Below are 18,778 nucleotides of genomic sequence, written 5' to 3' on the forward strand. Positions count from 1 at the left end.
CACCACCCCGGCCGCACCGGGTCGTGGTGCTCGCCCTGGACGGGGTGGTGGGACTGGACCTCGGCACTCCGGCCCAGGTCTTCGGCACTGCCCGTGACGCCGACGGGGAGTCCCTCTACACCGTCACCACCTGCACCTCCGGCGGCCGGCCGGTGCGCAGCACCGCCGGGTTCCAGGTGCTGCCCGACCACGGGCTGGAGATCCTGGCCGATGCCGACACCATCGTGCTGCCCGGCATCCACGACGGCCCGCCGCTGACCGACGGCACCGTCGACCCGGAGATCCGCACGGTGCTGCGCGAGGCGCACGACCGGGGCGTACGGATCATGTCGATCTGCACCGGCGCGTTCGTCCTCGCCGCCGCCGGGCTGCTGGACGACCGGGTCGCCACCACCCACTGGGCGTACGCCAACCGGTTCCGCCGGTTCCACCCGAGGGTCCGGCTCGATCCCGAGGTGCTCTTCGTGGACGACGGTGACCTGCTCACCTCGGCCGGGGTGGCGGCCGGCCTCGACCTGTGCCTGCACGTCATCCGGACCGACCACGGCAGCGGGGTCGCCAACCGCTCCGCCCGGCGCTGCGTGGTGCCCTCCTGGCGGGACGGCGGGCAGGCGCAGTACATCGAACGACCGCTGCCGGACGCGGCGGCCACCGGCACCGGCCGGACCAGGGACTGGGTCCAGCACCGGCTGCACGAGCCGCTGACCCTGCCGCAGATGGCCGCGCACGCCAGCATGAGCGTCCGGACCTTCACCCGGCGGTTCCGCGAGGAGACCGGCCTCAGTCCGGCGCAGTGGCTGCTGCGGCAGCGCACCGAGCATGCCCGGCTGCTGCTGGAGTCCACCGATCTCGGCGTCGACCAGGTGGCCCGGCGGTCCGGCTTCGGCACCGCCGCCGCGCTGCGGCAACAGCTCCACCAGCGGATCGGGGTGCCGCCGACCGCCTACCGGCGTACCTTCCGGGCGCCCCGGGCCGTCGGTGCCGACCCGGGACAGGTGTAGCGAAGGGGCCCCGCCGGTGCGGCGGGGCCCCTTGGCGGATCGCAGCCCTGTGGACGGACCGCTCGCGGTGTCAGGCGCAGGTGCTGCCGTTGAGGGTGAAGGCGGTCGGTGCCGGGTTCGGGCCGGTGTTCGAGGCGAGGAAGCTGAACTGGACCGTGCCGCCCGGCGCGATGTTCCCGTTCCAGTTGGTGTTCCGGGCGGTCACCACCGCGCCGGACTGGCTGCCGCTGGCGTTCCAGAAGGTGCCGGCGCGCTGCGCGGCGGGGAAGGTCCAGCCCACCGTCCAGCCGCTGACCGGCTGGGTGCCGGTGTTGGTGACCGTCACGGTCGCGTTGAAGCCGGTCCCCCACTGCTGGTCGACCCGGTAGCCGATCCGGCATGCGGCCGGCGGGGCGGTGGTGCCGAACTCGATCTTGTGGAGCTGGCCCGGTAGGTCGTTCACCAGGTACAGCTCGCCGTTGGCGTCCTGGCCGAGGCTGGTCGGCTGGATGGTCAGTTCGGTCAGCGCCCGGGTCTCGTACGCCCCGCCGGGGGTGGCCGGGGGCCGCACCACGAACGCCGTACCGGAGCAGTAGTCGGTGGCCAGGTAGGTGCCGGTGGCGATGTCGGCGTACTCCTCGCCCCGGTAGACGTACCCGCCGATCACGGCGCAGCCGTCGGTGGAGGTGCGGTACGAGTAGATCGGCTCGACGTACTCGGCGCCGGCCTGGCAGCGGTCGGGGTCGAAGACCTGCGGCCCCTCCCGGCAGGACCAGCCGAGGTTGGCACCGGCCTGGTCCGCGCCCAGGTGGTCGATCTCCTCGTAGGTGCCCTGCCCGACGTCGGCGATCCAGAGCGAGCCGTCCCCGCCGAGGTCGTGCGAGAACTTCCACGGGTTGCGCAACCCGTACGTCCAGATCTCCGGCCGGGCGTTCGCGGTGCCCACGAACGGGTTGTCCGCCGGTACGCAGTACGGCCGCGCGTCGCAGGAGCGGTTCACGTCGAGCCGGAGGATCTTGCCGAGCAGGGTGTTCAGGTTCTGCCCCGAGTTGAGTACGTCGTCCGAACCGCCGCCGTCGCCGATGCTCCAGTAGAGGTAGCCGTCCGGACCGAAGGCGACGTGCCCGCCGTTGTGGTTGGAGAACTGGGCGTGTGCCTGGGTCAGGATCACCTGCTCCCCGTCCGGCGGGACCGGCGTCTGGCCGGCCGTGTCGAGGGTGAACCGGGAGAGCGTGACCGTGCCCTCGGGCAGTGCGGTGTAGGCGACGTACAGGGTCCGGGTCTGCGTGAAGTCCGGCGTGGTGACCAGGCCGAGCAGTCCGCGCTCGTTGCCGGAGGTGTCGACCCGGTCCCTGATGTCGAGCAGCGGGTCCGTCGCCAGCCCGGTGTCCGGGTGGTAGACCCGGATCGTCCCCTGCTTTTCGGCGATCAGCAGCCGGTCGCTGCCGTCGTCGGGAGCGAAGATCGCGGTCGGCCGCTGAAGGCCGAAGGCGAGCTGGGTGGTGCTGACGGTGAGCTGGTCCAGGGGTGGCACGGCGGCCACCGCCGCCCGGTCCGGGGCGGGCTGTCCGGCGGCGGGCGGCGGGCCGAACGCGACGAGCGGGGCGATCAGGGCGGCCGCGCCGGCCAGGCAGAGGCGCCCGACGGATTGACGTCGCAACATATTCACTCCCATCGGTTAACAGGAAGGTAATGCTGCGAACGATCGCTAGATCACGACGTCCCGAATTGTGGGAACGCTCCCACGCGCAACTACCGGACGTCGGTACGCATGGCGCGCAACTGTTCGAGGTGCGCCGGCAGGTGAATCCGGCCGTGGATGTCGAGCATCCGCCCCCAGGGCAGAGACTCCTCGATGTGCAGCTCGAAGCCCTCCCGCAGATGCGAGTCGACCGGCGTCTCCGCCTCCGGCCCCAGCCGGTCCACCAGCGCGCAGAGCCGCTCGCTGGTGGACCGCAGCCGGGCGGCCAGCTCGGGCAGCCCGCCGTCGCGCGGCAGCATCGCGTCCACCTGCGGGCGCAGCGTCGACTGCCCGTCGTAGTACGCCCACGGCGAGCCGGCCAGCACCGCCTCGGTCGCCTCGGTCAGCAACTCGTCGTTGGCGGCGAGGTGCACCAGCACCTCCTCGACGGTCAACTCCCCCGGCGGCGGTGGCCCGAACGAACCTCCGTCGACCTCGGCGAGCAGGTCCGCGTACGCCCGGCGCAGCTCGGCCGTCTCCATTCGACCGAGTCTAGGAAGAGTTCCCGTGCCGCACCCGGGTATCGCCGGACCCGGCGGTCGCCTGCCCGGCGCGACCGGTCGTCAGCGACCGCGCCGGCCGCGCCGCGCCCGCAGGTAGTCGGAGACCACGTACTCGCCGAGGTCGTCCAGCTCGGGGGTGAAGACCCGGCCGCCGCAGCGCCGCGCCACCGCGTCGACGAACCGGCGCAGTCCGGGATCCTCGCCCAGCATGAACAGGTTCATCGTGGCGCCGTACCGGGTCAGCTTGTCCACCTCGGCGACCGTCAACTGGATCGTCTCCGGCAGTGACGGCCAGTTGAAGACCCCGCCGCCGGCCTCCGGATCGAGGTGTGCGGTCGGCTCGCCGTCGGTGACCACCAGCACCACCGGCTCGGAGCCGGAGTGCCGACGCAGGTGCCGACCGGCCAGCATCAGCGCGTGTTGCAGGTTGGTGCCCTGCACCATGTCCGGCTCCACCCCGGCCAGCTCCTGCTGGGTCAGCGGCATCGCCTCCCGGCCGAAGCCGATGATCTGCAACGCGTCCTGCGGGAACCTGGTGGCGACCAGGTGCGACAGCGCCAGCGCGGTCTGCTTCATCGGACCCCAGCGCCCCTCCGAGATCATCGAGAAGGAGAGGTCGACGCAGAGCGCCACCGCCGCCGAGGCGCGCCGCTCGGTCTCCACCACCTCGAAGTCCTCGACCGCCAGCGCCACCGGTACCCCGGCACCACCGCGCCGGACCGCCCGGCCGAGGGTACGCACCACGTCGAGCGGCTGCTCGTCGCCGTACTCCCAGGGCCGGGACGCGCCGGTCACCTCACCGGCGGCACCGGCCGAACGCAGGTCGTGCTGCCCCTGCCGGCCACTGCGCAACTCCGCGAAGATCCGGCGCAGTGCCGTACCGCCGAGCCGGCGCAGGGCCTTCGGGCTCAGGGTCAGCCCGTCGGCGCCCCGGGTCACCCAGCCCTGCCGGCGCAGCTCCCGCTCCAGCTCGCGCAGCCGGCGTACGTCGTCGGCGGCGTCCCGGCCCAGGTTGCGCTGCACCGACTCCACGTCGATGTCGTCCAGGGTCGCCCCCGGATGCTCCTGGCCGAGCTGGTCCAGCAGGTCGTCCAGGTCGGCGATCTCGCCGAGCGCCCCGGTCGCCTCGCCGTAGCCGAGCGGCTGGTCGCCCCGGACCCGCTCCCGGCGGTCCCAGGCCAGGTCGGGGCGGAGCGAGCGGAGGTTGGCGTCCAGTGCGGAGAGCTGCCCGGCCAGTTCCGGGCCGAGCGAGGACTCCATCAGCCGGGACAGCTCCTCGCGCTGGGCCGGTGACAGCGAGCGCATCAGCCGCTCACCGGCGGCGGCCCGCCGGGCCAGCGCGTCGACCAGCTCGTCCACCGTCTCCGGATTCTCCGGGAAGAACTCGCCGTGCCGCCGCATGAACTCGGCGAACGCGTCGGTGGTGTCCTCGCCGCGGTCGTGCCGGGCCAGCAGGTCGTTGAGGTCGCGCAGCATCTCCGAGAGCTGGCGTTGGGCGCGCGGATCGGCGGCACCGCGCATCGCGTCCCGCAGCCCGCTGAACCGCTGCTCCAGCACGTCCCGGCGCAGCCCGTCGAGAATCTGCTGGTAGGCGGCCCGGGCCTCGTCGCTGGCCCACTCGTAGCCGGAGAGTTCCTCCACCGCCCGGGCGGTCGACGAGGGCAGGTTGTCCAACACCGCCTCGGCGAACCGGGCGTTGTCGTCGTCCCGGCCGCGCAGTTCGTCACGCTCGGCGGCGAGCGCCTGGTCGAGCAGGGCCTGGGCCCGGGTCACCGCGCCGTCCAGGTCACCCCGGCGCAGCGCGTCCCGGCGCATCCGCCGGGCCCGGGCGACCAGGTCGTCCAGGCCGCCCCGGCCCTGCGGGCCGCGTCGGAGCAGGTTGCGCAGCGCCTCGCGCAGGCTGCCGCCGGCCAGCACCTCGGCGCCGACCGAGTCCACCGCTGCCCGCACGTCGTAGGGCGGGGCGAGCGGGTCGGGGCCGCCGCGCCAGGAGCCGTACCGGAATCGGTTTCCGCCGGCCACGCTCAGGCCCAGTCGTCGTCGCGGGCCGAGCGCTCGCCGGGGCCGCGGCCGCCGTCGGGGCCGCGGCCGCCGTCGGGGCTGCGCCCGCCGTAGCGGGTACGTCCCTCGTCGGTCACGTCCTTGGCCAGCCGCCGGGTCAGGTGCAGCCCTTCGAGTACGAACTCGATCCCGGCCGCCGCCTCCGCCGGTGTCGGCGCGTCGCCCAGCCCGAGCCGGTCCAGCGCCTTGGCCAGCCCGGGTACGGTGCCGACCTGCCGGAGCAGTTCGGTCGGGCCGACCAGCTCACCGGTCTCGACGATCGCGCCGTCGGCGACCAGCGCGGTGAAGCCGGAGACGTCCAGCCCGGCCAGCCGGGCCCGGAAGGTCTCGGCGGTGGCGGTCCGGAGCAGGTGACCGAGGATCTCGATCTCCCGGCCCTCCTCGCCGCTCTCGAACTCGACCTTGCCGCGCAGGGTGCTGGTCACCGAGACCGCGTCACCGACCCGGGCCACCGGCTCGGTGTCGGCAGCGGCGGCAGGCTGCCCGTCCGGGCCACCGGCACCGAGCAGTCCGGCCCGGCGCAGCGCGGCGGCCGAGACCGTCTCGGCGGCGGCGATGGCGAACCGGGCCGAGACACCCGAGCGCGGGTCGACGGCCGGGGACTCCCGCACCGCCCGGGCGAACCGGGCCAGCACCTCCAGCACGTGCTCCGGCACGGCCGCGACCAGCGCCGCCTCCTGCCGGATCAGGTCCAGCTCCAGCTCCAGGTCGAGCGGGTAGTGGGTGCGGATCTCGGCGCCGAACCGGTCCTTGAGCGGGGTGATGATCCGCCCCCGGTTGGTGTAGTCCTCGGGGTTGGCGCTCGCCACCAGCAGCAGGTCCAGCGGCAGCCGGAGCTGGTAGCCGCGTACCTGGATGTCGCGCTCCTCCAGCACGTTGAGCAGCGCCACCTGGATCCGCTCGGCCAGGTCGGGCAGCTCGTTGACGGCGAAGATGCCCCGGTTGGTCCGGGGTACCAGCCCGAAGTGGATCGTCTCCGGGTCGCCGAGGGTACGGCCCTGGGCCACCCGGATCGGGTCCACGTCGCCGATCAGGTCGCCGACGCTGGTGTCCGGGGTGGCGAGCTTCTCGCCGTACCGCATCGACCGGTGCAGCCAGCCGACCGGCAGCGCGTCGCCGCCCTCCTCCACCGCCCGGCGGGACGCCGGGGTCAGCGGGTGCATCGGGTGCTCGTTCAACTCGGAGCCACGGATCACCGGGGTCCACTCGTCGAGGAGTTGGCCCAGGGCGCGGATCAGCCGGGTCTTGCCCTGGCCGCGCTCGCCGAGCAGCACCATGTCGTGCCCGGCCAGCAGGGCTCGCTCGACCTCGGGGAGCACGGTCTCGTCGTAGCCGACGATGCCGGGAAAGCGGGGTTCGCCGGACCGGAGCCGGGCCAGCAGGTTGTCCCGGAGTTCCTGCTTGACCGTCCGGTACCGGTGCCCGGTGGCGCGCAGCTCGCCGAGGGTGCCGGGAAGCTCGGCCGGTGGGGTCGGTGGGACCTGGGAAATTTCCGTCACGCACCTACGCTAGCTCTCGATCGTGTCGATCGCGGGTCGCGACCGTACCGGCCAAGATCGATCCGGTACCGTCGGATCCGCCGGAACGGGGAGGGGCATGAGTACACCCAATGAAAACGGGACGAAACTCGGCATCAGCCTGAGCCTCGGGATCTCACTCGGCGCCTTGGTCGGCCTGCTCCTCGGCCTGCTCCTCGGCAACGTCGCGCTGGGCCTGGTCTTCGGCGCGCTGGTCGGGGTGACGTTCGGGACGCTGGTGGGCACGCTCTCGGGAGGCAGCCGCGCCAGGGAGTGACTGCGCTCACCGGCTCCGGGCGACCGCGATCACGCCAGTCGCCCGGGGCCGGCGCAGGTCCCGGCCCAGTCGCAGCCGGCGCAGCGCCGAGGGTCAGCCGCAGTGGTCGCAGGCGCCCCGGCGGCGCAGGTGATAGGCCAGGGTGGCGGCGGTGATCGCGACCGCGACCCCGGTGGCGGGGACGACGGCGAGCTTGATCGGCACCCGCCTACCGGCCAGCCCGATCATCCAGCACGGGAACCGCTCGCCCCACCGCTGCACCAGCCCGAGGGTGAGTACCGCGCCGACCAGCCCGAACGTGGCCAGTCCGGCGCCGGCCCAGACCAGACCGGTCCGGTGCATCTCCCGGAGGAACCCGTCGGTGATGCCGAGCGGGATGCCGGCCGCCCAGGCGAGTCGGACGACCGCGTACAGCACCGGGATCACCGCCGCCACCCAGACCGCCCGGCGCCCCCAGCGGGCCGCCGACTCCGCCGAGGTCCAGCCCGCGTCGCCGGGGCGGCGTCCACACCGGCCACAGGCCCCGGCGGTACGGAACTGCCAGGTGAGTACGGCCCGGTGGCGCCGACGGCCAGATAGCGGTCCGGTGCTGGTCCTGGTGCTGGTGTGGCGGCGGCACGGTCCGGGGCGCCGCCCGGTCGGTCGGTTCGGTGCGGGACATCGTCGTTCCCTCCACGACTTTGTCGGGCCGGCGAATCCTGCCGTGCCCGCTCTCCTCACCATGCGTTCGCACGGCGCCGCGGACCTCACGTGCCGGAGTGAGCCGGTTCCCCTGGCGGGGAAAGGGTTGACCTCAACCAATATCGAGGTATGACGATGGTGTCTCCGAACGGAGAGGAGTTGCCGCGATGAGCACGAGTTGGGCCTATCTCTACGGGCAGCCCGGCGCCGACCCGGTCGCCGACCGGGTGGTGGTCGATCGGGCCGGTCAGCGCACGTCGCTGGTGCCCGTACCGGACGAGTCGCTGGCCGCGTCGATCGCGGTCGAGCTGGTCGAGGAGGGCGTCGAGCTGATCGAGCTGTGCGGCGGCTTCTCGGTACCGGCCGTCGCCCGGGTGATCGAGGCGGTGAGCGGCCGGGTGCCGATCGGGCACGTCACCTTCGGCGCGGAGTCGGTGGCCGGCGCCGCCGCCTACAGCGCCCGGTTCGACGCGACTTCACCGGCCTGAGTGGGCCAGCTCTGCAACGCGGTCCAGCAGCTGGCTATGACGGATGAACTCGGCTCCACCGGGACGGCCACAACTGGCCCCACCGCAGCCTGATCTCGCCGGGTGTCAAGTAGCGTTGCGTGCCGGGCGAGGCTGCTGGTGCTGCTACGTGGAGCTGCGCGCTCATGCCGAAAGTAGTGCGCCTACGCTCTTGTAGGTTCCCGGCGATCGGAGGGCTGTTCCGGATGACAGATGATGACCGCATAAAGGCTGTTACCGAACTCTGGGCAGCGCATAGGGAGGCTGCGTTTCCTGCCCGTCTGACGGCCGTCGACATCGCTGGGGTCGAGATGGTCATGCTCGATGCCGACGCCGCGGGCTGCATCAGTACGTGGCTGATCAACGGCGGCGACCTCGATGATTGGTGGTGGGATGTTCTTGCAGCACGCGAGCAGGACCTCGCCCGAGTGGTACCGCGGTTGGCCGGCTACGAGGCGAGCTACTACCAACGGCTGTTGGATATGACAGCGCTTGTCTTGGGTCCGCCTAACGACTTCGCTTCCTGGCACCCCTCACTGACGGCGCTACCTTCCCCCCAAGCCGAGCCGCCCACCCACACCACAGCGCCGGCGAACCGACGGGCAGCACCTTCGGCAACCACCACTCATCCCTGAGGCGGGTACTCCGTCCTGCCGCGATCGGCGTGGTACTGACCAACTCACCGCCGACGGTCGATCTCCACCCACGGCAGCGCGTCGAGTGCCGACTGCACCTCGGTAAGCGGGGTGCGGCATACGGTAGCCGGCAAGGCCGGCAGGACGGTGTTGCCTGACGCGTCCGTCAGTGCCAGCAACACCGGCATCACGAAGATGGCCGGACACACCAGGTCGCCGGTAGTCTCCGGCGACGGTAGGCGCAGTGCGTCGACGAGGTCGTCGAACGGACCGGTGGCCCGCTGTGCTGCAGCCCAGGTGAGGCCCGACGAGGGCGGACTCGGGGACTGCGCGACGGTAAGTCGGAAAGTGCACCGGACGGCCGTGACGGGCCGGAAGTCTGCGGGCAACGGGTCTGCGGAGCGTTGTCCGGCCAGCCTGTCTACCGGTGGACAGGCAATGGCCGGCTGAGTGAGGTAGGGAGCGCGCCCGGAGACGTTCGAACAGCCCGCCACTGACAGAACCGCTACGAGCACCATGCCGATCCGTCGCACCCTCATGCGAGTGAGACGGCATGGCAGCGTCGCCGGTTTCGATATACCCCGAGCCCACGCACGATGAACGACCGAAACGCGCACCGGCGACCCGCCCGACCAACCAGTACGTGATAGGACATCCGCTTCTGCCGCTGGCCGGGCGCGGAAAGCGGCGCAAGCCTCCGGTGGCTGGTCCGCCGCCCGGTCGCGCCCTCGCGACAGGGTCGATAGGCTGTCGGCCCTTTTGCCGGTCAGCGGTGGCCGACGACGTTGACCACCTTGCCGTCTGGGTCGCGGACGAAGAAGCGCCGGACGCCCCACTGCTCGTCGGTGATCGGGTGCACGATCTCTGCGCCCGTCGCGCGTACCGCCTCGTAGGCGGCATTGACGTCATCGACCTCCATGCTGAGGTCCGGGTTTACCGAGGCCGCCGCATCTTTGGTGATGAGGACGACCTGGGCGGTGGGGTTGGCCGGTGAGACCAGGTTGACCGCCCAGCCCAGGTTCATCTCCTCCCGGAAGCCAAGGAGCTGGTAGAAGCCGCTGCTCGCGACCGGGTCGACGGTGGTGATATCGGGTACCGCACGGCGAATCTTCATACCGGATTTTGGCATGCGTGGTGTCGCTCGTACGGGTAGTGGACACCACTCACCAGGCACCTGTACGGAGGCTGCCGAGCGGTCAAACCATGATGTGTTGCGTTATCGGGGTCTGCCGCCGCCCGGGCCCGCCCTCCCGGTCGGAGCCGTCCCGCTTCGTGGATGGCCTCCTGCGCGGCCAACGCGCCGATCCCGACCCCGGCCCCGGCCCCGACTGCGACAAGGCATACGGAAATATCAGCGACCCGGCGTGCACGCGTCCGCCAACATCAGGGTGTGACAGACCCCCGCAGCAAGCCCCGACACTCGCCCGTCCAACGCGACGGGCAACACCCCGACCGCGTACCGGCCGTTCCCGCCCCCGTCGACCCGCCGGTCCGGCAACCCGAACAGCAGGCCGCCGTCGACAAGGGCCTGCGGTGGCCGTGGCTGCTGTCCGACCACGGGATCCTCACCGTCGCCTGCCTCGTCGCCTGCCTCGGCATCCTCGGCCTGACCATAATGTGGCTAATCGCGAACCGGCTCCACGGTGCCGACCGCGCCAACCTGCAAATCGGCGCTATCAAATACGGACTCGGTTTCATCGCTGGCGGCGGAGCCGCCGCCGCGCTGCTGCTCAGCGTTCGGCGGCAACAACTGTCGGAGCAGAGTCATCAGCTGGAGATACGCAAACAGGACCTCGATCTCCGCAAGCATGAACAACTGCGAGAACTCGAACTACGAAAGCAGCAGCACGCCGAAACCAACGCCGCCGAACAACGCGTCACCGAGCTCTACACCAAGGCCGTCGAACAACTCGGCTCCACCGACGCCGCCGTCCGCCTCGGAGGGCTGTACGCCCTCGAACGCGTCGCCCAAAACAACACCGACCAGCGGCAAACCATCGTCAACGTCATCTGCGCCTACCTACGGATGCCCTACACCCCACCCGGCAAACCGCAACGGGCCCAGCAGCACGACACCAATCCCACTGACACGCCAGCCAACACGGATGCCGATGTCCAGTCCGGCCGCGACCCCCGCCAAGAACTCCAGGTACGGCTCACCGCCCAGCGAATCCTCGCCGCCCACCTCCGCCGGCCCGACGGCGCACCCACCGCTGACTTCGCGGAACTGGAAGCGAGTCCCAGCCAGCAGTTCTGGCCGCGCATCGACCTCGACCTCACCGGCGCAACCCTCATCGACTGGAAATTCGACAACGCTGCGGTCAGAGGCGCCCGGTTCTACAACGCCACCTTTACCGGCGACGCAGACTTCTGGGAGGCTAGCTTTAGCGAGAATGCCCTATTCGGCCGAGCCACCTTCACCGAGAGCGCCCTGTTCGCCGGCGCTGCCTTCAGCGGAAGCGCTGGGTTCAACGAGGCCACCTTCGCCGAGTACGCCGTGTTCGACGAGGCCACCTTCACCGGGGACGCGTGGTTCGACGAGGCCACCTTCAGCGGGAACGCCGAGTTCGACGGAGCCACCTTCACCGGAAACGCCGAGTTCGGCAAGGCCATCTTCACCGGGAACGCCGATTTCAACGAGACCATCTTCACCGGGAACGCCGTGTTCGACCAGGCCACCCACCCAAACGGCCCCGGCGCCATCGGTCTCGGCAACTGCCGCGTAGCGAATCGCAAGGATCGAAGGGACCGATGGCTCGATGGTTGGTTCGTCATTCCCGGGCCCGAGTACAGCAGCCTTCATTACCAGCCAGCCGACGCGCAGCCGTCCACAGGACAGGTACTGGACAGCGGCAGGCCGCTCGGCGCCCGAAGCCGTAAGCCGAACCGGTAGTAGTAGTACGAGGCGACTCACGGCGGCAGTCGTACGCTTGCTGCACGAGCGGCATCCTTGAATAGTCGCGACCGGACCCGGCCGAGGTGCGCGAGCCGTACTCTTCTGCCGCAGACAACGCGTGGTCAGCTGCCAGTTGCCACGCGGCAGGCGTGGGCCGTGACTACATTCGGTAATCGACAAAAGGTGCCAGTCGGCCTGCGGTGGGGCCAGATATGCCGTCCTGGTGGAGCCGGCCTACTCCGTCAGAACCAAGCAGCGGATCGGCGGCACTCACCTGACGCTCAACTCCTGAGCGGCAACGTAGACACCGCGACGTCGGAACGCCGCTGGGGCGTGCACCACCGCTTTGCCCCGGGCCGCCCGAGTGTTGAAGGGGAACCAGAACCGCCGCAGCGAGCGCGTCTCAGTCCACTGTGGCGCGCCGCGCCCGTCTCTGGCCGACAGGTGCTCCGCCAAGGCCGCGAGAAACACGTCCCAGTGCTCGTCGCCGGTGGGCGCCGGATCTGCGGCCAACAGAGTGGCGCGCGACTCGACCGGTTCCCAGCGGTACTCCTCCAGGAACTCCGCCACGAGCCGCCATCGTCGCACCTGGTCCGCCCCGAGAAGCAGGGCGCCAAGGCGCTCCACGGTCAGCGGCTCGTCTGGCAGGAGACGGCCCTTCACAGGCCCGACGCTAATACAAGGCTGAATATCTGTGGCCGACCAGGGAACCGTTCCGAGCAGGCCGTTCGTGCAAGCCGCTCCGGTCAGCCGGTCTGATCCTCCGTCGGCGCTGGCTTTGTGGCCTCGAAGAGGGCGACGCAGCCGCGTACGGCTAGCTGGATGTCGGTGAATCGCTGGTCGAGTTGCCAGCGCAGCCCGGCCAGGTCGTCGTCGGTGTTGTGGAAGATACCCCGGGTGTTGTAGGCCTTCATCAGCCGCCGGGCCGGGGCGTTGACCGGCACTCCGGACGAGAGGATCGTGCTGCCGAAGACCCGGCCGCCGGGGCGGAGCGCCGCCGCCGCGTTGTCGAAGACAGCGGCCTTATCGGCCCAGGAGCCGGGCAGGCAGTGCAGCAGGAAGTTCGCCCCGACCGAGTCGTAGTGACCGGTCCGGAGCTTGCCGTCGTCGAACGGGAGCGGCTGGAGCACGTCCGCCCGCACCACGGCTGGGTGGTAGCGGGCAACCCGGGCTGCGCTGACCCGCAGCACGGTCGGGTTCAGGTCGACCAGGGTCAGTTCCGGCGTCCCGGTCGGGAAGCCGCAGCGGTCCAGGAAGTACGCCGTGCCGGTGCCGAACTCGACGTGCCGGGCCCCGATGTTGCGCCGGTAGTTGTCCAGCATGTGTCGCTTGGCGCACCGCCAGACGAGTCGGCAGTGGAAGCCCAACACGAGCACGTCGTAGCCGGCGAGCATCAGCCGGTTGTAGACGGCCTGGCCGGCGATGACCTCCTCGGGTGGCGGTGGCACGGCGGCGTTTCCTCCCGCGTATTCCCTGGTTACTGCCTCGCATCCCCCAGCTAACCGGCTCGCGGACGGCCTGGCCAGCCCGAAGATGCGGTTGTTCACCCACTGTCGAACATGGTCGCGAGCGTCAGCGGGTGTCCCGGATCGACCGCCAGTACCGATCGGTGGCGTCGGTGTACCTGTACCCGACCGTCGGAGCCGCCGGGCCGGGCCAGACGGCGAGGTGGTGCGCCTCCACGATCTCGAAGGGTCGGGCGTTGCGGGGATCGTCACGATTCCGGGCGTGGAATCTGAGCCGGTAGGTCCCGGGGCCGGCGTGGCTGATCGCCGGTAGCCAGCGCTGCGGAGCATCGGGCCAGCCGAGCAGTTGGGCGTCTCCGGTCGTGGTGGCGTAGCTGACCTCGACGATCTCGTCCCAGTCGTCGAACGGGACGGGCGGCGCCGCCTCGACCAGGTCGACACTCATGGCCAGACTGCCGGTGTTGGCACCGCTGATCACCTGGATGCCGCCGTCCTCGGCGAACCGGGCCAGCCCGGTGTCGTCCAGCCGGTACGGCGGCAACGCGGTCTGCACCGAGTCGCGCAGATAGTACTGGTGCTCGCAGACATGGATTTTCCCGTCGTACCTGGTCATGGTGTAGTTTCGTCCCCCGAGATGATCGATCTGTCGTCCGCCGTCGTCGTGCTGACCGGAGCCATGGCCGCCGGGAAGTCCACGGTGGCACAACGCCTCGCCGAGCGACTGCCCCGCACCGCGCACGTCCGGGGTGACGTGTTCCGTCGCATGATCGTCTCGGGTCGCCGGGAGTTCACCCCCGAGGAGGCGGACGAGGCGGCCGCGCAACTCCGGCTGCGGTACCAACTCGCGGCGGCGACCGCCGACGGCTACGCCCGGGCCGGCTTCACGGCCGTACTCCAGGATGTCGTCCTCGGCCCCGCCTGGGCCGACTACCTCGACCTGGTCACCACCCGGCCGCGCTACGCGGTAGTGCTGGTGCCGCGCCCCGAAGTGATCCACTGCCGCGAGCAGGGCCGGGACAAGCAGGGCTACGGCGAGTGGACGGTCGAGTCGCTGGACTCGGCGGTGCGCGACGACACTCCACGGCTCGGCCTCTGGTTGGACAACTCCGACCAGACGCCGGACGAGACAGTCGACGAGATCCTGGCCAAGCTACCCCTCGCCCGGCTGCCCGACTGAGCCGGACGGCTCCCGCCGGATGATGTCCAGGCGCGGGGTCACCCAGCCCAGAAACCGGGCGTACATCCGGGCCGGGTCCGGTCCCGGGTCAGGGTTGAGCAGGTAGAGGTCCCGCATCGCCGCCGCGAACGCCTCGGCCAGCCAGGTCGTCAGGCCGGCCGGGTCCCGGACGTGGTCGAGCGGCAGCACCGAACGCGCCGCCGGGCATGGCCAGGCGGCGCCACAGGCCCGGCAGAGCCAGATCGGCCGTTGCGGCAGATGCGCCCGTCCCGGCCGTCCGTCCACTTCCCGACGGGTACGTCGGCCGGCCGTCACCACTTCCCGACGGGTACGTCGGCCGGCCGTCACCACTTCCCGACGGGTACGTCGGGCAGGCGGGAACCGATCATCACGTCGGCGTCCAGGCGGCAATACCTCATTCGCGAGACTGTCGAGCTGCCCCGCTTGTGCACCCAACCGACGGCCGGGCCGCACCGGCACCGAGTGCCCCGCTTGTGCACCCAACCGACGGCCGGGCCGCACCGGCACCGAGTGCCCCGCTTGTGCACCCAGCTCTAAAGGCTCTCCGGCAGACAACCGCTCCCCGGGGCGGCCGGCACCGTCAGCGGACCCGGTCACGGTATGCACCCGTCGGGACGTTCCAGTTGCGCAGGTAGCCACGGTTCGTCGGCCGTACCCGGCTACGCACCGACGGCCCCGGCGATGGCAGTGTGCCGATACAACCCCACCGGTGCCCGCACCGACAAAACCGCCAGAGCCGTCGCCAGTCCCGGCGGGGAATTCTCGGCGTACGTCGAAACCAGCTCACACCCGGCACCTCCTCGATATGTGGAAGCGGGGGCCGCCTCGGATGGGGAAGGGAAACCGACGGCCCCCGCGCGGTTCCGCCCGTCCTTTCCGATGCCATGGCTCCGAGCGGTTCCGCTAGTGACACTCTGCTGTGGATGGCACTACGCTGAGGAGCTTCTCGATCGGTACGACCCGTGCGTATCCGCGTTTATCCCGCCTGGTACGCCCTTCGTCATGGAGGAGTCATATGGAACGGTCCCCGATGCTCGAACACTTCGCCGAGGAGTTGCGGCTCGCCCGCGCCACCGCCAACATGTCCCAGACGGCACTGGCCGAAACGATCAACTACTCCCAGCCGATGGTCGCCAAGGTGGAGAGCTGCGAACGCCGGCCGAGCCTCGACTTCGCCCGACGCTGCGACACGGTCTTCAACACCGACGGCCGCTTCGTACGCATCCAGAAACGCATCAGCCGGGAAGCCGTCGTCCAGTACTTCCGAGAGTGGGCCGGCGTCGAGCAGGAGGCGAAGGCGCTGCGCTCGTTCGAGCCGGCCTACGTCCCAGGGTTGTTGCAGACGGAGGCATACGCCCGGGCGGTTCTCTCCGGGCCAGGACTGCTCTCCGTTGAGGAGGTCGAAGAGCAGGTGACCGCCCGGCTAGACCGGCAGGACATCTTGACCCGAACGAAGCCACCGCTGCTCACCTTCGTGCTCGACGAATACGTGCTTCGTCGCCCGATCGGCGATCGGACGGTGATGCGCGAGCAGTTGCTGCACCTGATCAAGACCGGAACGAACGTGCCGCAGATGAGGATCCACGTCGTGCCGGCCTCAGCCGGCTCCTACGCCGGGCTGGACGGCTCGTTCGTGCTCGCCACCCCACCGGCCGGCGAACCGGTCGTCTACTTCGACGGGCACCGCCACGGTCAGATGGACGACCGGCCGGACTACGTGAACTATATGATCGATGTCTGGGAGACCGTCCGGAGCGTGGCACTGCCGCACCAGCAGTCGCTCGACCTGATCGCGGAGGTGGCGGAGACATGGACCTGACCGGAGCCCGCTGGCGTAAGAGCACCCGGAGCAACAGCACCGGCGGCAACTGTGTGGAGGTCGCCGACAACCTGACCGGCGTCGTCGCGGTGCGGGACAGTAAGGATCCGAGTGGACCGGCGCTGGCCTTCGGGCCGGACGCCTGGCGGGCCTTCGTCAGCGACCTGCCCCGGCGGTAGACAGCGTGCTGTGCCGTACCCAGACGTTGGGTTCGACGTAGACGGCGTAGTCGTGGGCGAGGGCGCAGCGTACCGGGACCAGGCCGCCGGGGATCTCGATGTCGCCGTCGCGGTCGAAGGGTAGGCCGGTCCACTCCCGCCACTGGGCCAGCGATCCGGCCACCGTCATCGACGCGGGGGCGACCTTCTCGATGGTGCCGCCCGCCCTGACGTGCACCCGCAGCCACGGGTCGGCCGGCAGGCCGTCGTCGCGCCGCTGGCGGATGTAATCGCTCATCGGCAGGCGCGGTTGCAGGTGCTTGGCCGTCGGGCGGACCGGAGCCAGCAGCACGTCGTGGCCCTGCCTCCCGGCCGCCTGCCGCAGGGCGGCCACCATGTGATGGGACAGGCCCCGACCGAGGTAGTCGACGTCGATCGTGATCTCCAGCGCGCTGGCGACGGTCGGCGCGTTCCCCCGGCGCCGGTCGTTGAACGCCCACACCAGCACCACGTCCCAGCCCTGCGCCGGCATCTCCTCCCGGCCCTTCAGCACGGCGTTGAACGGGATCGCGAACCCGCGCGCGACGACCCGGTCGCCGTCCGTCGCCACGACGCAGTACTCCGGGAACTCGCCGGGTACCCGCAGGTGCAGCGCGCTCGCCAGCAGGTCCTCGCCGGCGAAGACCGGCCAGGTGTCGGTGATCTCGTAGATTCGGGCCGTCAACCCGGGCCGCTCGGCGAGCGTGGTGATCTGGATGGCGTCGAGGTCTGTCACGACCGCGCATACTGCCATGACCAGGCAGTTCGAGCCACGAATTTCACGCGCCGCCCGGCGTCCCGGCCCACTTCGGCCGGCCCCACCCCGACGATCCGGGAACTCATCGAGCCCTGTCGGTAGGCTGACCCGGTGAGCCAGCCGCCTGCCGATCCTCCACCGCCCGAGCCGCCGCCCTCCGGGCCGTCCCCGTCCTGGCCACCCCCGGCAGGACCGCCGTCAGCAGGACCACCGCCGTCAGCAGGACCACCGCCGTCAGCAGGGCCGCCACCGTCAGCAGGACCACCGCCGTCAGCAGGACCACCGCCGTCAGCAGGGCCGCCACCGTCAGCAGGACCACCGCCGTCAGCAGGACCACCGCCAGGCGGGCCGCCGGTCGGTGCGGGTCAGCCCGCGTCGCCGTACCCGACGGGGGCACAACCGGCGCGGAGCCGGCGCCCGCTGGTGATCGGCCTGGTGGCCGCGGCCGTGGCGATCGTGCTCTGCCTGGGCATCGGCTGCGCCGGCCTGGTGGTCTACTACGTGCAGCTCGGCAACGACAGCGGCTCGGACGCGAGCAGCGAGGGCACGGAAACTCCGCCGAGCCCGGGGTCGCGCACCGCATCGGCGCAGTGCGCCGGCAGCATCACCCCGGCACACGCCCAGACCAAGGTGGTCGGGCTGCCCGACTTCGACGGGGCAGCGCAGACCGGCACCGCCACGATGCGGCTGAGCACCAACCTCGGCCAGATCGCGATCACCATGGACCGGGCCCGCACCCCGTGCACGGTGGCGAGCTTCCAGCATCTCGCCGAGCGGAAGTTCTTCGACGGGAGCCGCTGCCACCGGCTCGTCGCCGAGGGGATCTTCGTGCTCCAGTGCAGCGACCCGAGCGGCACCGGAATGGGAGGGCCGGACTACCGGTTCGCCGACGAGAACCTGGCCGGCGCGCAGTACGGCCGGGGCGTGGTCGCGATGGCGAACACCGGGGAGCCGGGCACCAACGGCAGCCAGTTCTTCATCATCTTCCAGGACAGTACGAGCGGGCTCCAGCCGCTCTACACCCCGTTCGGCACGGTCACCACCGGGCTCGACGTGGTGGACCGGGTGGCCGCCGGCGGCCACGACAACTCCATCGCGGCCGGCGGCGGGACGCCGAAGGTCGGGATCACCATCCAGACCCTCTCGGTGGACTGACGCACACCAGCCCGCCCCCGCTGCCCGGAGAGCGGGCGCGGGGGCGGGCTGCTGTGTTACGGACGTACCGCCCCGGTCACGCTCGGCCGGCGGGGTGACGCGTCCGTCCCCCGTCAGTCCTGGCGCTACGCAGACCGCCGCTGCTGGTCGGCGATCCGGTGGCACCCGACCGTCGGTCGAGCGCAGCGCGCCGGTGCCGTCATCTGGTCGACTTCACCACGGGTCCTGGCCACGTCCGTGACCACTGGTTGATCCGGTCGACATGCGCCGTCGCCTCATCGTCATCTCTCGACTTCCTGTGATCCGGTCGGGTTCCCCGAAGCACACCGTTGTGCCCCGACCGGCCATCCGACCCCGAGACTGCCCCAGCGACCTAGCGCATTGCCTGT

22 protein-coding genes are annotated in these 18,778 nt (G+C 70.9%); 9 read left to right on the forward strand and 13 right to left on the reverse strand.

What is annotated here, in order from left to right:
* Positions 1 to 23: 23 nt before the first annotated feature.
* Positions 24 to 1,001: a GlxA family transcriptional regulator gene (locus tag ACQEVC_RS02285; protein WP_432890957.1), complete on the forward strand. Its 978-nt coding sequence runs from the start codon at positions 24 to 26 to the stop codon at positions 999 to 1,001.
* A gap of 70 nt (positions 1,002 to 1,071) precedes the next feature.
* On the opposite strand, the gene ACQEVC_RS02290 is transcribed toward ACQEVC_RS02285, so the two are convergent.
* The 4 genes from ACQEVC_RS02290 to ACQEVC_RS02305 form a co-directional block, all read right to left on the reverse strand.
* Entirely contained in the window at positions 1,072 to 2,643 is a 1,572-nt protein-coding gene (locus ACQEVC_RS02290) for a PQQ-dependent sugar dehydrogenase (RefSeq protein WP_432872880.1), read from the reverse strand.
* An 89-nt stretch (positions 2,644 to 2,732) separates the two neighbouring features.
* Positions 2,733 to 3,203 (reverse strand): hypothetical protein, encoded by a 471-nt coding sequence (locus ACQEVC_RS02295; protein WP_432872882.1) that lies wholly within the window; start codon positions 3,201 to 3,203, stop codon positions 2,733 to 2,735.
* 81 nt (positions 3,204 to 3,284) lie between these two features.
* Positions 3,285 to 5,246 carry a hypothetical protein gene (locus ACQEVC_RS02300; RefSeq protein WP_432872884.1) on the reverse strand — a complete coding sequence of 654 codons (1,962 nt, stop codon included), beginning with the start codon at positions 5,244 to 5,246 and terminating at the stop codon, positions 3,285 to 3,287.
* 2 nt (positions 5,247 to 5,248) lie between these two features.
* Positions 5,249 to 6,784 carry an AAA family ATPase gene (locus ACQEVC_RS02305; RefSeq protein WP_432872886.1) on the reverse strand — a complete coding sequence of 512 codons (1,536 nt, stop codon included), beginning with the start codon at positions 6,782 to 6,784 and terminating at the stop codon, positions 5,249 to 5,251.
* Between the two features lie 97 nt (positions 6,785 to 6,881).
* Here ACQEVC_RS02305 and ACQEVC_RS02310 point away from each other — a divergent pair, with 97 nt between their 5' ends.
* The gene (locus ACQEVC_RS02310; protein WP_432872888.1) at positions 6,882 to 7,079 is read left to right on the forward strand and encodes a hypothetical protein; all 198 of its coding nucleotides are present in this window, start codon (positions 6,882 to 6,884) and stop codon (positions 7,077 to 7,079) included.
* 93 nt (positions 7,080 to 7,172) lie between these two features.
* On the opposite strand, the gene ACQEVC_RS02315 is transcribed toward ACQEVC_RS02310, so the two are convergent.
* The gene (locus ACQEVC_RS02315; protein ID WP_432872890.1) at positions 7,173 to 7,505 is read right to left on the reverse strand and encodes a hypothetical protein; all 333 of its coding nucleotides are present in this window, start codon (positions 7,503 to 7,505) and stop codon (positions 7,173 to 7,175) included.
* 422 nt (positions 7,506 to 7,927) lie between these two features.
* Here ACQEVC_RS02315 and ACQEVC_RS02320 point away from each other — a divergent pair, with 422 nt between their 5' ends.
* Positions 7,928 to 8,248: a DUF6506 family protein gene (locus ACQEVC_RS02320; RefSeq protein ID WP_432872892.1), complete on the forward strand. Its 321-nt coding sequence runs from the start codon at positions 7,928 to 7,930 to the stop codon at positions 8,246 to 8,248.
* A gap of 224 nt (positions 8,249 to 8,472) precedes the next feature.
* Positions 8,473 to 8,901 (forward strand): hypothetical protein, encoded by a 429-nt coding sequence (locus ACQEVC_RS02325; RefSeq protein WP_432872894.1) that lies wholly within the window; start codon positions 8,473 to 8,475, stop codon positions 8,899 to 8,901.
* A 44-nt stretch (positions 8,902 to 8,945) separates the two neighbouring features.
* Here ACQEVC_RS02325 and ACQEVC_RS02330 read toward each other — a convergent pair whose 3' ends face one another.
* Both ACQEVC_RS02330 and ACQEVC_RS02335 read right to left on the reverse strand, forming a co-directional pair.
* Entirely contained in the window at positions 8,946 to 9,419 is a 474-nt protein-coding gene (locus ACQEVC_RS02330; protein WP_432872896.1) for a hypothetical protein, read from the reverse strand.
* Positions 9,420 to 9,667: 248 nt separating this feature from the next.
* A complete protein-coding gene (locus ACQEVC_RS02335; protein ID WP_432872898.1) occupies positions 9,668 to 10,015 on the reverse strand; it encodes a VOC family protein in 348 nt (115 codons plus the stop codon).
* A 276-nt stretch (positions 10,016 to 10,291) separates the two neighbouring features.
* On the opposite strand from ACQEVC_RS02335, the gene ACQEVC_RS02340 reads away from it, so the two are divergent.
* Positions 10,292 to 11,794 carry a pentapeptide repeat-containing protein gene (locus tag ACQEVC_RS02340; protein WP_432872900.1) on the forward strand — a complete coding sequence of 501 codons (1,503 nt, stop codon included), beginning with the start codon at positions 10,292 to 10,294 and terminating at the stop codon, positions 11,792 to 11,794.
* 273 nt (positions 11,795 to 12,067) lie between these two features.
* On the opposite strand, the gene ACQEVC_RS02345 is transcribed toward ACQEVC_RS02340, so the two are convergent.
* From ACQEVC_RS02345 to ACQEVC_RS02355, 3 genes are all read right to left on the reverse strand, one after another.
* Positions 12,068 to 12,460 (reverse strand): hypothetical protein, encoded by a 393-nt coding sequence (locus ACQEVC_RS02345; RefSeq protein WP_432872902.1) that lies wholly within the window; start codon positions 12,458 to 12,460, stop codon positions 12,068 to 12,070.
* Positions 12,461 to 12,543: 83 nt separating this feature from the next.
* Positions 12,544 to 13,245 (reverse strand): class I SAM-dependent methyltransferase, encoded by a 702-nt coding sequence (locus ACQEVC_RS02350; RefSeq protein WP_432872904.1) that lies wholly within the window; start codon positions 13,243 to 13,245, stop codon positions 12,544 to 12,546.
* A gap of 124 nt (positions 13,246 to 13,369) precedes the next feature.
* Positions 13,370 to 13,876, reverse strand: a complete 507-nt coding sequence (locus tag ACQEVC_RS02355; RefSeq protein ID WP_432872906.1) for a hypothetical protein — start codon at positions 13,874 to 13,876, stop codon at positions 13,370 to 13,372.
* Between the two features lie 21 nt (positions 13,877 to 13,897).
* On the opposite strand from ACQEVC_RS02355, the gene ACQEVC_RS02360 reads away from it, so the two are divergent.
* Positions 13,898 to 14,440 carry an AAA family ATPase gene (locus tag ACQEVC_RS02360; RefSeq protein ID WP_432872908.1) on the forward strand — a complete coding sequence of 181 codons (543 nt, stop codon included), beginning with the start codon at positions 13,898 to 13,900 and terminating at the stop codon, positions 14,438 to 14,440.
* On the opposite strand, the gene ACQEVC_RS02365 is transcribed toward ACQEVC_RS02360, so the two are convergent.
* Positions 14,414 to 14,629 carry a hypothetical protein gene (locus tag ACQEVC_RS02365; protein WP_432872909.1) on the reverse strand — a complete coding sequence of 72 codons (216 nt, stop codon included), beginning with the start codon at positions 14,627 to 14,629 and terminating at the stop codon, positions 14,414 to 14,416. The genes ACQEVC_RS02360 and ACQEVC_RS02365 overlap by 27 nt on opposite strands.
* An 847-nt stretch (positions 14,630 to 15,476) precedes the next feature.
* On the opposite strand from ACQEVC_RS02365, the gene ACQEVC_RS02370 reads away from it, so the two are divergent.
* Both ACQEVC_RS02370 and ACQEVC_RS02375 read left to right on the forward strand, forming a co-directional pair.
* The gene (locus tag ACQEVC_RS02370; protein ID WP_432872911.1) at positions 15,477 to 16,280 is read left to right on the forward strand and encodes a helix-turn-helix domain-containing protein; all 804 of its coding nucleotides are present in this window, start codon (positions 15,477 to 15,479) and stop codon (positions 16,278 to 16,280) included.
* Positions 16,271 to 16,459, forward strand: a complete 189-nt coding sequence (locus ACQEVC_RS02375; protein ID WP_432872912.1) for a DUF397 domain-containing protein — start codon at positions 16,271 to 16,273, stop codon at positions 16,457 to 16,459. Before ACQEVC_RS02370 ends, ACQEVC_RS02375 begins: the two co-directional genes overlap by 10 nt.
* Here ACQEVC_RS02375 and ACQEVC_RS02380 read toward each other — a convergent pair.
* Both ACQEVC_RS02380 and ACQEVC_RS02385 read right to left on the reverse strand, forming a co-directional pair.
* Positions 16,437 to 17,213, reverse strand: a complete 777-nt coding sequence (locus ACQEVC_RS02380) for an N-acetyltransferase (protein WP_432872914.1) — start codon at positions 17,211 to 17,213, stop codon at positions 16,437 to 16,439. The genes ACQEVC_RS02375 and ACQEVC_RS02380 overlap by 23 nt on opposite strands.
* 103 nt (positions 17,214 to 17,316) lie before the next feature.
* A complete protein-coding gene (locus tag ACQEVC_RS02385) occupies positions 17,317 to 17,571 on the reverse strand; it encodes a hypothetical protein (RefSeq protein ID WP_432872915.1) in 255 nt (84 codons plus the stop codon).
* 86 nt (positions 17,572 to 17,657) lie between these two features.
* On the opposite strand from ACQEVC_RS02385, the gene ACQEVC_RS02390 reads away from it, so the two are divergent.
* Complete coding sequence (locus tag ACQEVC_RS02390) at positions 17,658 to 18,389, forward strand: peptidylprolyl isomerase (protein WP_432872917.1); 732 nt, start codon at positions 17,658 to 17,660, stop codon at positions 18,387 to 18,389.
* Positions 18,390 to 18,778: the final 389 nt, after the last annotated feature.

The sequence above is a fragment of the Plantactinospora sp. CA-294935 genome (assembly GCF_050936445.1).
Classification (GTDB): Bacteria; Actinomycetota; Actinomycetes; order Mycobacteriales; family Micromonosporaceae; genus Plantactinospora.

Bases quoted from the DNA above. Each gene is read 5' to 3' on its own strand.
- ACQEVC_RS02290 (WP_432872880.1), bottom strand. From the start codon at position 2,643: ATGTTGCGACGTCAATCCGTCGGGCGCCTCTGCCTGGCCGGCGCGGCC.
- ACQEVC_RS02295 (WP_432872882.1), bottom strand. From the start codon at position 3,203: ATGGAGACGGCCGAGCTGCGCCGGGCGTACGCGGACCTGCTCGCCGAG.
- ACQEVC_RS02310 (WP_432872888.1), top strand. From the start codon at position 6,882: ATGAGTACACCCAATGAAAACGGGACGAAACTCGGCATCAGCCTGAGC.
- ACQEVC_RS02320 (WP_432872892.1), top strand. From the start codon at position 7,928: ATGAGCACGAGTTGGGCCTATCTCTACGGGCAGCCCGGCGCCGACCCG.
- ACQEVC_RS02325 (WP_432872894.1), top strand. From the start codon at position 8,473: ATGACAGATGATGACCGCATAAAGGCTGTTACCGAACTCTGGGCAGCG.
- ACQEVC_RS02330 (WP_432872896.1), bottom strand. From the start codon at position 9,419: ATGGTGCTCGTAGCGGTTCTGTCAGTGGCGGGCTGTTCGAACGTCTCC.
- ACQEVC_RS02335 (WP_432872898.1), bottom strand. From the start codon at position 10,015: ATGAAGATTCGCCGTGCGGTACCCGATATCACCACCGTCGACCCGGTC.
- ACQEVC_RS02355 (WP_432872906.1), bottom strand. From the start codon at position 13,876: ATGACCAGGTACGACGGGAAAATCCATGTCTGCGAGCACCAGTACTAT.
- ACQEVC_RS02360 (WP_432872908.1), top strand. From the start codon at position 13,898: ATGATCGATCTGTCGTCCGCCGTCGTCGTGCTGACCGGAGCCATGGCC.
- ACQEVC_RS02370 (WP_432872911.1), top strand. From the start codon at position 15,477: ATGGAACGGTCCCCGATGCTCGAACACTTCGCCGAGGAGTTGCGGCTC.
- ACQEVC_RS02375 (WP_432872912.1), top strand. From the start codon at position 16,271: ATGGACCTGACCGGAGCCCGCTGGCGTAAGAGCACCCGGAGCAACAGC.